Source organism: Desulfatiglans parachlorophenolica (assembly GCF_055394735.1).
The window spans coordinates 370415-383787 of the sequence record NZ_AP042460.1; the positions used below are offsets into that span (position 1 = coordinate 370415).

At 52.1% G+C, this 13373-nt stretch carries 14 protein-coding genes and 1 riboswitch; of the genes, 13 read left to right on the forward strand and 1 reads right to left on the reverse strand.

Annotation, left to right across the window (positions count from 1 at the left end; genetic code table 11):
• Positions 1-3: 3 nt before the first annotated feature.
• The 10 genes from ACZ500_RS01715 to ACZ500_RS01760 all read left to right on the forward strand — a co-directional run bounded on the left by ACZ500_RS01715 (position 4) and on the right by ACZ500_RS01760 (position 9955).
• Positions 4-747, forward strand: coding sequence for a class I SAM-dependent methyltransferase (locus ACZ500_RS01715; RefSeq protein ID WP_464232976.1), 744 nt, complete (start codon positions 4-6; stop codon positions 745-747).
• A gap of 391 nt (positions 748-1138) precedes the next feature.
• The gene (locus ACZ500_RS01720; RefSeq protein WP_464230807.1) at positions 1139-1291 is read left to right on the forward strand and encodes a hypothetical protein; all 153 of its coding nucleotides are present in this window, start codon (positions 1139-1141) and stop codon (positions 1289-1291) included.
• Positions 1292-1364: 73 nt separating this feature from the next.
• Positions 1365-2780, forward strand: coding sequence for a nitrogenase component 1 (locus tag ACZ500_RS01725; RefSeq protein WP_464230808.1), 1416 nt, complete (start codon positions 1365-1367; stop codon positions 2778-2780).
• On the forward strand, positions 2773-4038 hold the full coding sequence (locus ACZ500_RS01730; RefSeq protein ID WP_464230809.1) for a nitrogenase component 1: 1266 nt from the start codon (positions 2773-2775) through the stop codon (positions 4036-4038). The genes ACZ500_RS01725 and ACZ500_RS01730 overlap by 8 nt, the downstream gene beginning before the upstream one ends.
• 18 nt (positions 4039-4056) lie before the next feature.
• Positions 4057-4941, forward strand: coding sequence for a nucleotide-binding protein (locus ACZ500_RS01735; RefSeq protein WP_464230810.1), 885 nt, complete (start codon positions 4057-4059; stop codon positions 4939-4941).
• 146 nt (positions 4942-5087) lie between these two features.
• Positions 5088-5219 (forward strand): hypothetical protein, encoded by a 132-nt coding sequence (locus ACZ500_RS01740; protein WP_464230811.1) that lies wholly within the window; start codon positions 5088-5090, stop codon positions 5217-5219.
• A gap of 89 nt (positions 5220-5308) precedes the next feature.
• Positions 5309-6187, forward strand: a complete 879-nt coding sequence (locus ACZ500_RS01745) for a nucleotide-binding protein (protein ID WP_464230812.1) — start codon at positions 5309-5311, stop codon at positions 6185-6187.
• 21 nt (positions 6188-6208) lie between these two features.
• Positions 6209-7111 carry a class I SAM-dependent methyltransferase gene (locus tag ACZ500_RS01750; protein WP_464230813.1) on the forward strand — a complete coding sequence of 301 codons (903 nt, stop codon included), beginning with the start codon at positions 6209-6211 and terminating at the stop codon, positions 7109-7111.
• A 68-nt stretch (positions 7112-7179) separates the two neighbouring features.
• Positions 7180-8679 carry a nitrogenase component 1 gene (locus tag ACZ500_RS01755; RefSeq protein ID WP_464232977.1) on the forward strand — a complete coding sequence of 500 codons (1500 nt, stop codon included), beginning with the start codon at positions 7180-7182 and terminating at the stop codon, positions 8677-8679.
• A gap of 10 nt (positions 8680-8689) precedes the next feature.
• Complete coding sequence (locus tag ACZ500_RS01760) at positions 8690-9955, forward strand: nitrogenase component 1 (protein WP_464232978.1); 1266 nt, start codon at positions 8690-8692, stop codon at positions 9953-9955.
• Positions 9956-10526: 571 nt separating this feature from the next.
• Here the strand turns inward: ACZ500_RS01760 and ACZ500_RS01765 are convergent.
• Positions 10527-10778, reverse strand: a complete 252-nt coding sequence (locus ACZ500_RS01765) for a hypothetical protein (protein ID WP_464230814.1) — start codon at positions 10776-10778, stop codon at positions 10527-10529.
• A gap of 262 nt (positions 10779-11040) precedes the next feature.
• Here ACZ500_RS01765 and ACZ500_RS01770 point away from each other — a divergent pair, with 262 nt between their 5' ends.
• From ACZ500_RS01770 to ACZ500_RS01780, 3 genes are all read left to right on the forward strand, one after another.
• On the forward strand, positions 11041-11229 hold the full coding sequence (locus tag ACZ500_RS01770) for a DUF6951 family protein (RefSeq protein ID WP_464230815.1): 189 nt from the start codon (positions 11041-11043) through the stop codon (positions 11227-11229).
• A gap of 11 nt (positions 11230-11240) precedes the next feature.
• Positions 11241-11445: riboswitch (cobalamin riboswitch) on the forward strand.
• A gap of 530 nt (positions 11446-11975) precedes the next feature.
• A complete protein-coding gene (locus ACZ500_RS01775; protein ID WP_464230816.1) occupies positions 11976-12227 on the forward strand; it encodes a hypothetical protein in 252 nt (83 codons plus the stop codon).
• Between the two features lie 370 nt (positions 12228-12597).
• Positions 12598-13371 carry a DUF3450 domain-containing protein gene (locus tag ACZ500_RS01780; RefSeq protein ID WP_464230817.1) on the forward strand — a complete coding sequence of 258 codons (774 nt, stop codon included), beginning with the start codon at positions 12598-12600 and terminating at the stop codon, positions 13369-13371.
• Positions 13372-13373 lie beyond the last annotated feature (2 nt).

Sequence of the window (13373 nt, forward strand, 5' to 3'; positions counted from 1 at the left end):
GAGATGTTCGAAAGGGCCTTGGATGGTTGCCGCAGGGTTTTGGACGTGGGTTGTGGAGCCGGGTTTCTTGCGGTTCCCCTGGCCCGAAGGTTCGAGATTTACGGGTGCGATCATTCCTTGGGCATGCTGGATCTTGCCGCGAAGAGGGCTGCAGAGGCTGGCGTGACCATAGCCTTGACCTTTGCTGACACCCATGCCCTTCCCTTTGAGGACAACTATTTTGACGCGGTATACTGCAAATTCGCCATCTGGCCGCTGAAAGACCCTGCAACCGGCCTTGCGGAAATGGCTAGGGTGGTCAAGCGGGGCGGCCGCGTGGTCGTGGCCGAAGTCGACCGGCAAAAAAAGTATGATCCCGGCAAGGTACCGTTAACGAGCAAGCTTCTTTATGCCGTGTACAGGATTATCACACGGGCTTTTTTCAACAAAGGCGATACCCGGGATATATGGAAGGCCTTGATGGCAGAGACAAGGGGCAACCCGCTCGTCAATCTTAACATGATTGAGAACTGCCTCAATCAAAGGGGCTGTATCCCTGTGTACCATGATCAGGATATTCAGCGTAAGACGTCAACTTTGCTGGGGAGATTGATGGGCGCGGGACATGAGAAATATTTCTTGTATGTCGGGAGAAAGATGACCCGTGAAACACAAAAGGATGCGCGCTCCAACGAACCGTACCAGGGGGATCAGTACCAAGAGGGCCCCCTCACCTTTTTGAAACAAGCCCATGATATCCAGGTTTAAGAGCAGGAGTGGGCGCATCGTCGGGGGCATGAGGGGATGGATTGTTTTTGGGGCGATGATCATTTTTCTGGTGGTCGGGCCGGCATGGGGACGTGACAGAGCAGGGGTTGGCCCTATCCAAGCACCCCGTGAATCCGGGTGGCGCTATTTTGCGGACGGCTTCAAAGAGGTCACGGATGGAGCGCAGAGAAGATTTTTACGAATCCCCCGCGGACAAAGGCCATTGCCGGGCAGTGGAGATTTCCCGAGGATCGAGTTACCCGTAAGAAGGGTCGCTTTGTACTCGAGCAGTGATGCGGATATCCTCATTATCTGCATAGGACCTGGACACGGGATTACCTCAAAAGCCACGATGCGTAAGCGATACCCACTGCTATCCGATATTGGGCCCATGACCTCAGGAGAAATCTTCGCCTTTCAGCCCTGGTTCCATCAGTCCATGGACCGGATGGGGGAGATCGTCGAAGATGTGGCGGCGCTCCCTCATCCTGAGCTTTTTCCAGAATATGAACTGAAACATTTTATCAGACTTGAAGAGAAATAGGAGAAAGAACGTGTACCAAAAAGAACGAAAGTTACAGCCAAGGTCCCTTGAAAGGGCATACAGGTCTGTAAGTATGATCGTTCATGCCATGGCGTGCCAGCCGGCTAAAAACGCCGGGGCCTTGATGGCGGTAAATGCCATATCCGATGCAATACCCCTGATCCACGGCCCTTTGGGATGCGCCGCCTTGAGAAAACTGAATTCTTTCGGCGTTTACTCCCTGTGCCCCCGGTCGCCATGCACCAATCTGGATGAATTGGATCTGATCTATGGCGCTGAAGCGAAATTGGCGAAAGCCATACGGGAGACGGATGAGAGATGGCATCCGGCCCTTATTGTGGTCATCCCCACCTGCCCCAGCGATATGATCGGCGACGACATGGCCGCGGCCGTACAGATGGTGGAAAAGGATGTCGGTTGCAGGGTTGTTTATTCCACAGGAGAGTTGATTAAAGGACGGCCCATCGGTTACCACGATGTCCTCTGTTCTCTGCTTGACCAGCTTCTGCCGGAAGGAATGGAGATTCACCCCATGGAGGACGCCGTGAATCTCATCGCCTTTCCCATTCACAGTGCGAGCGGCAAACTCACTGAAATGGTGGAAATTCTGGGAGAAATGGATATAGGAGTGAATAAGATTTTCTTTGGCGACACATCTCTTGAAGACATTTTCGACCTCCCTCGAGCCGCTCTAAACATTACGGATCTCCCCTTGCCGTGGCTGGATCGGATGAAGGAGCGCTTTGGCGTGCCTTACTATGCCACCTCTTCTCTGGCCTATCCCACGGATCCCGATGAGATCAATCCCAATGGCATGGAAAACAGTGCGCGCATCCTTCTGGAGATAGCCGACCTCATGGGTAAGAAGGAAAAGGCCGTTGAGGTGGTGGAAAGGCGAAAACGTAGGGCAAGGGAGAAACTTGAAGAAGAAAAGGCCGGACTTCAGGCGATAAAGGTCGCCGTGGTGGGGGGGCTTTTTTTCGGCATGGGGATGATGTTGGTCAAAGATATGGGGATGGAGGCGTCGCTGCTGATCTATAAGACCTATGGTTTTGAAAATCACGGCATGGCCCGGACGGCAATAAGACAGATGATCCAGATGGATCTGGAAGCGGCAAAGGCGTATGGACCGACTCCCGCCATAATTGTAAACCCGTCACATGAAGAAGAGATAAAGGCGATAAAGGAAACCGGCACGCAGATCGTTATTGCCGCTACTGCGGACATGTTTCGCTACCACCAGCAGGGGATATGCGCCTTTGACTCTATGGATTTCTATATGAATTCGCTGCGCACTGGTTTTGAGTGCCCCATAGATCTTGCCCGCGACCTGAAAATGGCACTTGCAAGAAACGCCAAAAAAAGACCACTTCTTTCCATGCTGGAATATGATCCCTATGAATCCAGCTTGCTGCCGAACTGGGTTAAGCTGGAGAACGTCTGGAGAGCGGTTACGGAAGGAGCAGATGGAGGGTGCATATATGGTTGAAACAATACTTGAGCCATTTCCCGATTCAAAAATATTGGGGGTGATGAGAGGTATAACAGGGATAAGGGATGCAGTTGCCATTGTACATGGGAAGAGCTGTTGTCATGCGGACACCTTGCTCTTTCATGTCCTGAACGGTTCTCATGACTATGTCAGGGTCCTTGGAAGCGGCATGCGATCCCAGGACGTCTCTGTGGGAGGGTTCAGGAAGCTGTCGTTGTCCATCCGATCGGCATACAAGGAATTCAAACCGGAGCTGATCGCCGTTCTGGTTGCCAGTTTCCCGACCCTTATGGGAGATGACGTGGATGGGGCACTGGAACGGCTGAAAGAGGATATCCCTTGTCGATTGTGCAGTTTTTCCTGCGCAGGTTATGAGGGGAATGCGAACAGGGGCTACGAAGAAGTCCTGTCGCGATTGGTTCAGTATATGGAGGCATTTCAACCGGTGAACGACAGCATAAACATCATTGGCTTCAAGTCCGATGATCCCCACGCAGTGGCCGAAATGGAAGAAATCAAAAGGATGCTTGTCAATCAGGGGGTAACGGTAAATGCAGTCATTACCTCGTGCACCTTTGACGAAGTGAGGCGTGCGCCGTCGGCGTCATTGAATGTAATCATGTCCGGAGAAGGTCTCAATTGTGCCCGCCTCATGAACGAGCGTTTCGGCATCCCGTATATAACTGTCCCTTATCCTTTTGGATGGAATTTGAGTACGGAATTCCTTAGAAAGATAACCGAGGCGTTGGGGAAGAAGCTGGATCAGGACGTCTTGTCATGGGAGAAAGAGCGGCTGACAGAAAATCTGCGCAGGGTCTACACGTACCTTCAGGGCATTTACGGACTCCCCGTTGCCGTCGTCGGAGACGGGGAAAGAAGTATTTATCTGGCACTTTTTCTGAGCGATGAACTGGGGATGGATGTAAGGCAGCTTTGCTTGACATCTGAGCGGAAGAGCCTGTCCAACACAGAAATGAAGGACCGGGACCAAACAAGCCTTGAAGAGAAATTTGAGGAGATATTGGTTTCACGTGATGAATTCCACATGGAAGAGGCAATCAAGTCAAAGAATGTCCATGCCATCTTTGGTTCAACCATGCAAAAATGCATTTGCCGGGAACTCGGGATTCCTCTCATACGAACATCCTATCCAATTCTGGATGCCGTATCCGTAGCCGATATTCCTTATATGGGATTCAAAGGGATTGCAAACGTTACTCAGACGATAATTAATGCAATTATCGGCCAGGGGTAGAAAACCAAGGAGATTGATATGAACGAAATACGTCAAATAGCTTTTTTCGGGAAGGGAGGCATTGGAAAATCCACCATATCCTCAAACGTGGCGGCCGCCATGGTGGAAAAAGGGCTTAAGGTGCTGATGGTGGGCTGTGACCCGAAATCCGACTGTACCAGGAATTTGAGAGGGGATCTGGATATCCCTACTATCTCTGATGTCCTAAAGGACAAGAAAGAGGCTCAACTGGAATTGGACGAATTCATCTACGGGAAGGACGTGAAGATGGAAGAAGTCGTGTTTCCCGGATTTAAGGGTATCATGTGCGCCGAAGCGGGTGGACCCGAACCGGGCGTGGGGTGCGCCGGACGCGGTATTGTTCTGGCTGTGGAGCTTTTGAAGAGAATCGGTGTATTCAAGACTTATCAGCCCGAGGTGGTCATCTACGATATTTTGGGCGATATTGTTTGTGGAGGCTTCGGGATGAACCTGCGGAAGGGAATGGCCGACCAGGCGTATATCGTTACCTCCGCCGATTATTTGTCCATCTTCGCAGCCAACAATATCTGCAAAGGTATCGCCCGTTATGCTGAGCGCCAGGGCACGCCACTGGGTGGGTTTATCTATAATGTTCGAGGCGCTGTCGATGACTTTGGGCTGGTAGAGGAGTTTGCCGCGCAGACGGGCGGGAGGGTTATCGGTTCCATCCCCAAAAACATGATGATTACAGAAAACGAAATATACGGTCAGACCACGATAGAACGCCAACCTGACTCGGATATCGCCCAAAGATTCCGTGATCTGGCAGATAGAATCCTTGAGAATACGGATAGGGTTCCGCCATCTCCTTTAAAAGGCGGAGATCTGATTGACCTGGCCAAACGGATACGGGAAAAGGCCAGGAAGGAAGTAGCAGGATAGGGATGTACACCCCCGATGACCCGGGCAATGTCTTGTTGAGTGATTTTGCCAGTGGTGTGCATCTCTACAGCATCAAGTGCAAGCTCTCCAGCGGGATCGCCCTTTCAATGGGCATAAGAAACAATGTAACTCGTATCCATCCGGAAATGGTCTTTTTTGCCAATCTCAGCGTCAGTCTGCACGTTTGCTTGTGCGGCGACCATCAGGTCGCCTCCGTGCAACCGATTGATTTCCTAGATATTGGCAAACCGGGAACCGCCGCGAAGCGGTGGGACTGAGCACGCAAAAGCGTGTGAGGGAAAAATCCTCATTTCCGGATTGGAAACTGGGTCGTGCTGAACAAATCATTTCCGGATGGAGACTAACTATGAGTGGTAAACAGAGCAGCACTGACAGGCAACAGGCTGAGGGCAAAAAAAGGATAGAGATGGCAATTTACGGAAAGGGGGGGATCGGTAAGTCGACCATATCGTCAAACCTGTCCGCCGCCTTTTCGGCTCTGGGCCTTAAGGTGTTGCAGATCGGGTGCGACCCGAAGGCCGATTCCACACGCAATCTGATGGGAAAAAGGATCCCGACGGTCTTGGGGACCCTTCGGGAGAAGGGCTATTCACAGGATTTTAAGGAAGAGGACTTTATCTACTATGGTTTCAGCCGTATCGGCTGCGTAGAGGCCGGTGGCCCGGAGCCGGGTGTCGGCTGCGCCGGCCGAGGGATCATCAGTATGATCGAAACCCTCAAGAAACTGGGGGTATTTGAACGGGATTGGGACGTAGTCCTCTATGACGTGCTCGGTGACATTGTCTGTGGTGGATTTTCCGTTCCCATCAGGGAGGGATTTGCCGATGCCATCTATATTGTGACTTCCGGTGAATTCATGCCCCTTTATGCGGCCAACAATATCATGAAGGGAATCAAGAGATTTTCCGATCGCGGGGGATCCCTGTTGGGCGGTCTGATCCACAATTCCCGGGGAAAAGGCGGAGATAGGGACATCGTTGACGAGTTTGCGCAATTGACGGGGACACGCGTGATTCAGACCATCCCGAGAAGTGATGAAATTCTATTATGTGAACTTGAGCAAAAGACAGTGATTCAGCAAAATCCCCAATCCACCATAACCCAAGTATTCAAAGACCTAGCCAAAAGTATCATCGAGAACAGGGATTATCAACATCCAAGGCCTCTTCCCGACGACAAGATGGATGAATTGGGAAAATTCATTGCAGAGAATTTAAGGGACTAATTCAGAAGGGAGACAGGACTAATGGAGACGAATGCCTTTTCAAACTACATGTTTAAGCCGGATTGGGCCAGGATGTGGGAAAAGGGTATAAGGACCGCCTGGGCTGATGATATGGTGGTCAGACATGGCTCCATCAACAGGGCCTGGGACAATTATGCAGATGAGTATGAAAACGGCGAGATTAAATTTTCCAACCGGGCGGACCTGTTGGGCAAGATCATCGAACCCGGACCTGAGAGTGTTCTGGATATCGGAGGCGGTACGGGCGTTTTTGCCGTCCCCCTTGCACGGTCTGTAAAAAGGGTGGTCGTGGCCGAGCCCTCAGAAGGGATGCTGAACGTCCTGAAGGATAAGGCCGGGAAGGAGGGCCTGGATAACATCGTCTATGTGATGAAAAGATGGGAGGACATAACGTGTGACGAGGCCATTGGCCTGAACGACGGCAGGCCTTACGACGCGGTTTTGGCCTCCCATTCCATCTATTATATCGGTGATTTGCACAGGTCTTTTTTAAAGATGAACGACGTTTCAAGGGGCTTTGTATATCTCTTTACCGGGTGTTCCGGCTACATGAGGGACCAATCCTATGAAAAGCTCTATCTTGTCCTCCACAAAAAGCCCCTCCCGCCCTATCCTGATTATTCCTTCCTTTATATGGTGCTCAGGGAGGTCGGAATACAGCCGGATATCGAGATGTTTGAGGCGAGGGTGAAACGACCGATCAAAAACGTTCAGGAACTCGTTAACAGATGGAAAAATTACCTCAATAGGGAGGAACTCACCCAGGAACAGGAAGATGCCCTCAGCGAGTATCTATCCGACAAGGTCACCGAAGAGGATGGGAGGTTCTTCCATTGCTACCATTGCAAGAATGCCCTGATCTTCTGGAAGATCGAGCAAGATGGCGCGGAGGAGGGATCATGAAGAGGACCCGTGAAGAGATTTGCACGGCCCGCCTTTCCCATGCCTGCCGTTTCAGCCTCGACTGCAAGATGTTTGGGGCCTATTGCTATCTTTCGGAGATCAGGGGGGCGGTTCCCCTTCTGCATGGCCCTTTAGGGTGCGCCTTTTTCCCCAAATTGGTGCCCCCGGACGCCATACGGATGCAGCTTCTCGGCCTGGACCAACCCCCGCCCTTTCCATGTACGGATATGGACGAAAGAGATGTGATTTACGGCGGGGCTGAAAAACTGGCCAGGGCCATCATTGACGTGGACCGATACTACCGACCTGAGTTGATCGGGGTCATTGTCTCGTGTCCTGCCGCTATCATTGGGGACGATATCATCGATATCGTGAACAGCGTAAGAGAGCGGGTCGATGCCGATGTGATCTATACACCCTCTTCCGCAGGTTTTGGAGATGATGAGCGCACGGATGACTTCAACAGACATGCCGACGATCTTATCAATATCTGGAAAAATCCTGATGAAAAACCCAAATGGGGGATCGAAAAATGCGGCAGGCTTGACACCCTGTATTCATTGATCGAGCAATTGGTTGAAGAGCCCGACCATAAGCTAGAGAAGTCCATAAATATCGATACCTATGGGCGATTTCACTATTATGAAGACTTGGCTGGAGAGCTGAACGAGATAACGACGATATTGAAAAAGATAGGGATAAGAGTCAATACCGTGTTTCCCGGATGCTCGGTGGAAGCGATGAAGAAAATGGCGCGGGCCAAGCTGAATTTTATGCGGCGGAGTGAACGCAGCGCCAGATTCCTTAAGGAAAAGTTCGGAATGGACTATATCTTTGATATTTTCGGGACACGCTATGTCGGCGTCAATGGCGCGAAACGCTTTTACCTCGATATTGCTCAAAGATTTGGCCTGGAAAAGCAGGGGGAGGCAGTTGTCAGGGAGATGGAACAGGACTTGGAAACAAGGTTTTCTGAGATTCGAACAGAAACCAAGGGAAAAAAAGTTGCCTATATTTGTACTCCCCTTCATACCTCCCCTGAGATTGTACGACTCCTTGAAATACTGGGCCTCGATATCCGTGTGCTTTGCATCAACACGGAGTGGTGGAGACGGTGGGGGATGTCCAAAAGGACCGTTGACAGGGTTGTGGCCGAATTCAGGGCCAGGCTGAACGATATCCGATCCGACCCGATGATCTATTCCGATTTGACTATTGAAGAAGAGGTCGAGCGGTTAAAGGGAAGCGGGGTGGACCTCGTGATGGCCGATGTCCTCATTTCGGATACCTCGCGGAGCATGCTCTATGAAAACCATGGCATAAGGGCCTTGAATCCCCACTCTATGGGCTATTCGTCTTTTCGTATATCCTTTTCTCAAAACATTCGGCTCGGGAAGATCATCGCCGACCGCTTGCGAGTTCCAGTATGGAAAAGGGACCTTGTCTATCTTCGATATTCATACCATCCAGGCAGATATCCGACCCTCCTATCGGATGTGAGCGATGAATTCAGATGGGAGAAGATCATGAAGAAGGTATGGCGGGGAGGTCATAATGTTGGAAATTGAGCCCGGGATTATGGGTAACAAGCGGGAAAGAAACGCTTTTATCGACCCTGTTCAGGGGGATAAGCTGCTGGGCGCATTCCGGGCAGCCTGCGGGATAAGAGGCGCCCTGGTGCTGGTGCATGCCCCTGTTGGCTGTCACTGGGGGGTGAACTATATGGAGAGGTTGTCTTCGATCAAGACCAGCGGGACGGTTTCAGCCCTTCGGGAGCGGAGTGTGGTCTTTGGGGGGGAGGACAGCCTCAAAAAGACTATTGAGATCATTTTTAAGGACCGAAAACGGCGGTATCTGATCCTTCTGGCAGGGAGCGTACCCTCCATTATCGGGGAAGACTGGCAGGGGGTCATTGACCCGGTGGGCTTTGATTTCCACTCTATCGCCCTGGATTGCGGTGGGTATCTGGGAACAATGGGCGAGGGATATGATGCGTGCCTGGCTGAATTGTCTCAGTGGATGGATGATCCCCATCGGGTGGGGCGAGGATCCGGGCCGAAGGTCAATCTGGTCGGCATGCAGCGCGATATTGCAAGGGGCGCAGCGGATACCAAAGAAATAGGAAGGGCACTTGGTCTGATTGGGATACGCGTTAACTCAGTTTTCCCCCCAATCAGCATGAATGAGCTCAAGAAGGCGCCTTATGGCGATTTGAATATCGTTTTTGGGTATGGCGGCGATCTGGCGGAAAGGATGGAAAAGAGGTGGGGCATTCCCAGCGTCGTGTTTGCGGAATATCCCTATGGCCTTGCGGGCATAACGCATCTTCTCCGCTCTGTCGGCGAGAAGATGGACATTGATCCAAGACTTATGGAGAGAACGATCCAGAGGGAAGAGAGGAAAGTCCTGGACATCTTGAAGACGGCACATCTCTATCTTCCTTCTCTGTATGGATTGCCGGCGGCCATTTCAGCGGACCTTCCACGAGCCAGAGGTTTGGCACGGTTCCTTTCAACAGAATTGGGCATGGATGTACGGGTCGTGCATATCACCTCGTCTCCCGCCCGGGCTCAACGGAATACCGGGCTTGAACATGTCTGCCCCAAAATCCTCTCTCATGCTTCATGGGAGCGGTTTAAGGACCTGGCGGGAAAATTGGATGTGGAGTTTGTGTTTGGTTCTGACCTGGACCGGCCCATTTGCAGCAGAAAGGACACGTATCTTATCACCATCTCCTATCCGACCATCACGCATATCACCCTGACATCGGCACCCTACATGGGGTTTAACGGTGTGCTAACGCTGGCAGAAGAGATAATAAATGGGATGTTGAGGGGTTTGTAACGAGTGAGCATAATCGATGCCTGAGTTGTTAAATGACATTCGAGGATTCATTCAGCCTGTTGGCTGAAATTATTCCCTTGGTTTTCCTGGGGCTTTATTTCGCCTCACTGGCATATCGCATTCCTAGTCTCCAAAAGTTAAGCATTGTGATGCGGCCCCTCTGTTCTTTATCGAGGTTTCCGTTCTGTTGCTCCATCTATTTTACAGCCTGCCACATCAACCTTCCCGCGGCCGTGATGACCCTGGTACGGTTCCGCAAGGACGGTATGGTCAGCGATAATTCAGTCGTGGTTGCATCCCTTGTGGCCAGGGCTCCGGTAATGATCTACATTGCGCTCTTTTTTTCATGTCCCATTGCCCTGCCTGTCCTGGGGATGGCGGTCGGTTCTTTATATATAGGTTGTTTTGTGGCATGCGGGGCACTTCAAACGCTTATCGGTATTATTATCGGAAGATCATTGCTTAAAAGGCATTGCCTCGTTGAGGTTGCACACGACGGGAATCAGGAACGACTCCCATTGAGACAGACCCTGAGTCCCTTTTTGAGGCATTGACCGGGCTTAAGTCCGTTTCAATTGTCCTGATTCCCATTACGTTCCTTGTCTTTATCCGTGCCAATTCCGGCATTATGGCACATACCCAAAAATTTGCGAGGCCCTTGACATCCCTGATCGGCCTCTCCGAGGCCTCCGTTCAATTGATAGCCAGTTTCCATCCGGAAATGGTCTTTTTGGCCAATCTCGGCGTCAATCTGCACGTTTGCTTGTGCGGCGACCCACAGGTCGCCTCCGCGCAAACGCTTGATTTCCTTGATATTGGCCAAAAATCCTCGTTTCCGGATTGGAAACCGGGTTCTATAGGGAAATCATTTCCGGATGGACACTACACTAAATTTTCAAGGGGGGCGTGTCTCACCCACATTGACACAGAGGGCAGCATATTCTGCCAACCGACAAAAGGGATCGTGGTCGGTTGCCGTCTCTGGGTGATGCAGTATAAGGCCATCGTCGTTTTGCCGGAGCCTGTCGCGCTGCACAAGACGCCAAAATCACGGGCCAGGACCTGGTTCACGGCTTCCACCTCGAATGGATATCGTCGAGAAATCTGTTTTTCCTTTGCCCCACTGCCCCATCTTCCGGGCTGCAGAGGCTTCCAAGTGCCATCTGGTGTGCCCTGTTCCGGGGTCGCTGATCAAGGCCGCCGAGGTCGTCTTGGGTCTGGCTTTGCGAAAAGATGTTATCTTTCTTCTTGACTTTAGTTTTTGCGCTCAGTAAAATCCCCGCGCAAAAGGGAAATTCGTTCAGGTGCCTTTAACTAGGCTTAATAGGGAACCTCGTGGAAGTCGAGGGCGGACCCGCCGCTGTGATCGGAGACGAAAGCCGCATGTTGCCACTGTCGGATGTTCAGTAAGTGAGTGATCATCTGACGGGAAGGCGCGGCAAGTAGGGAGATCCGAGAGTCAGAAGACCTGCCCGAACGGAGAGAGCGCAAACCTTCGCGGACAGAGGTGGCTCAGCGGTTCTGAGGATAAAATTGGGAAATCCCCGGATTGATTCATTTCGGTCCGGGGATTTTTTTTGTGCGCCCGGCAGGGCGCACTGACTTGGAGGTGAAAGTCCTCTGCACGCCCGACGGGGGGAAATGTTAGCCGGACGGCAAGGGTGCCCGTCGTAAGACGGGATCTGAAGGAAGCCGCTGGCAAAGCGCTGGTCCGACGAACAGGAACCGTATATGAGGCGGTCATGCTGGATGAGAAGGCACATATCTTCAAAATCCGATACCTATACAGAAAGCATGGACGTATATGCGGTGGGCATAAGCGTGAAGGTCGGTGCGCATTACCCGGGGAGATCCGTCGATTTGCCACGTGCTACCGGCATCGAAAGGTGCTGGGATGGATCGGCGGAAGTCAGCCGAGGGCATATTAGGCCGGTCGACCCGGCTGAAGGCCCGAGCATGAATTACGGCATGGGAGCCGGAATTTCGATGACAAACGGAGAAGGCAGAAGGGCGGTCTGGGATGGCCGCCGCCAGCCCGGAGGGTAGCGGACGGAATCCGCCAGAGCATGGCCTTGGTGCGTCAAACGTGATGGCAAAGACGGAGTATTCCCAGGCGAAGATTCCTCATTTTATGGAAGTAGTGGTCGAACGCGAGAACATGGTGGCGGCCTATCGCCGAGTCAGGGCGAACAAGGACACTCCCGGAGTTGACGGCCTGTCGGTGGAAAATCTCATGGAAGACCTTCAAGGCGACGGACCTATAAATGTCTGAGGGCCATCGATGAAGAGGCGGGTTTATGGGTGGCTTGCAAGGCGACGCACAGGGTGTATGCGGATCTTTACTACACCCCCAGAGAGAACTTTTGAGTGATTTTTAATCTGTAGTGTGAATCCATGCAGTATACCTGCTCCGACAATAAGGCCTTAGTGCCTGGCCGCACCGTATGCGATGTGAGAATCGAATGCAGTCCTGCATGGGCTGCATTGGGTGGGGCCGGTTTGATCTGTTTGGGGAGGTAAGCAGCATGTGGAACAAGACATATCTTTACGGGGACAGGTTGTTTGCTCCTCCCCGGACCTGGATCTGCGGTCTGAACTTTCAATTCCAATATGGGCGTCAGGAACCAAGGGAGGGAAAGCTGTTGGCGAAGTTTACATTTATTCTTGTTTCCATCGCCTGTTTTTCAGGCCTTTTCATTGGGCGACCGGGGTTCTCGGAAGATCTTCCGGCGAAGGTTGAAAAGCCGGTGGATGAATCCATTGCGCTCCGTCAGGCGACCCAGAAGGCCGAGGATCGATGGGCCGAGGAGCGACGCAAGCTCAAGGAGGAGCATGAAGCCCTGGAAGTGGAAAAGGATCGGCTGACGGCCGCAAACAACGCATTGAAACGGGACGTGGCGGCCCGCCGAGCCTTGGTTGACGTTCTGGAAGAGGAGATAGCACAAATTGGTCGTATCTCCAATGAAATGATCCCCTTTCTTGAAGAGACCTATGACCGGCTGGAGACCCTGGTGAGGGGGGATGTCCCGTTTCTTCGGGATGAACGGGAGAGACGCCTTGAGACCCTGAGACGGACCCTGGATGACGCCACGGTCTCTGCCGGTGAGAAGTTCAGGAAGGTGATGGAGGCCCTGTCGGTCGAGGCGGAGTACGGGAACACCGTGGAGGTGTACCGTGAAGAGGTCGAGATTGACGGCAAGGAGATCCAGGTCAACATCTTCCGATTGGGACGGATCTCATTGTTTTTCCAATCTCTGGACGGGAAGATGGCCGGGCATTTTGATCCGGCGGCCTTTGAGTGGAAGAAGTTTCCGCCTGGATACAACCAGGCGATCAGCGCGGCCATGGAGATGGGGGCGAAGCAACGACCGGTGGATCTGCTGGTTCTGCCGCTTGGAAGGCTGGTGATGAAATGAAA

Bases quoted from the DNA above. Each gene is read 5' to 3' on its own strand.
- ACZ500_RS01715 (WP_464232976.1), top strand. From the start codon at position 4: ATGTTCGAAAGGGCCTTGGATGGTTGCCGCAGGGTTTTGGACGTGGGT.
- ACZ500_RS01720 (WP_464230807.1), top strand. From the start codon at position 1,139: ATGACCTCAGGAGAAATCTTCGCCTTTCAGCCCTGGTTCCATCAGTCC.
- ACZ500_RS01725 (WP_464230808.1), top strand. From the start codon at position 1,365: ATGATCGTTCATGCCATGGCGTGCCAGCCGGCTAAAAACGCCGGGGCC.
- ACZ500_RS01730 (WP_464230809.1), top strand. From the start codon at position 2,773: ATGGTTGAAACAATACTTGAGCCATTTCCCGATTCAAAAATATTGGGG.
- ACZ500_RS01735 (WP_464230810.1), top strand. From the start codon at position 4,057: ATGAACGAAATACGTCAAATAGCTTTTTTCGGGAAGGGAGGCATTGGA.
- ACZ500_RS01740 (WP_464230811.1), top strand. From the start codon at position 5,088: ATGGTCTTTTTTGCCAATCTCAGCGTCAGTCTGCACGTTTGCTTGTGC.
- ACZ500_RS01745 (WP_464230812.1), top strand. From the start codon at position 5,309: ATGAGTGGTAAACAGAGCAGCACTGACAGGCAACAGGCTGAGGGCAAA.
- ACZ500_RS01750 (WP_464230813.1), top strand. From the start codon at position 6,209: ATGGAGACGAATGCCTTTTCAAACTACATGTTTAAGCCGGATTGGGCC.
- ACZ500_RS01755 (WP_464232977.1), top strand. From the start codon at position 7,180: ATGTTTGGGGCCTATTGCTATCTTTCGGAGATCAGGGGGGCGGTTCCC.
- ACZ500_RS01760 (WP_464232978.1), top strand. From the start codon at position 8,690: ATGGGTAACAAGCGGGAAAGAAACGCTTTTATCGACCCTGTTCAGGGG.
- ACZ500_RS01770 (WP_464230815.1), top strand. From the start codon at position 11,041: ATGGATATCGTCGAGAAATCTGTTTTTCCTTTGCCCCACTGCCCCATC.
- ACZ500_RS01775 (WP_464230816.1), top strand. From the start codon at position 11,976: ATGGCCGCCGCCAGCCCGGAGGGTAGCGGACGGAATCCGCCAGAGCAT.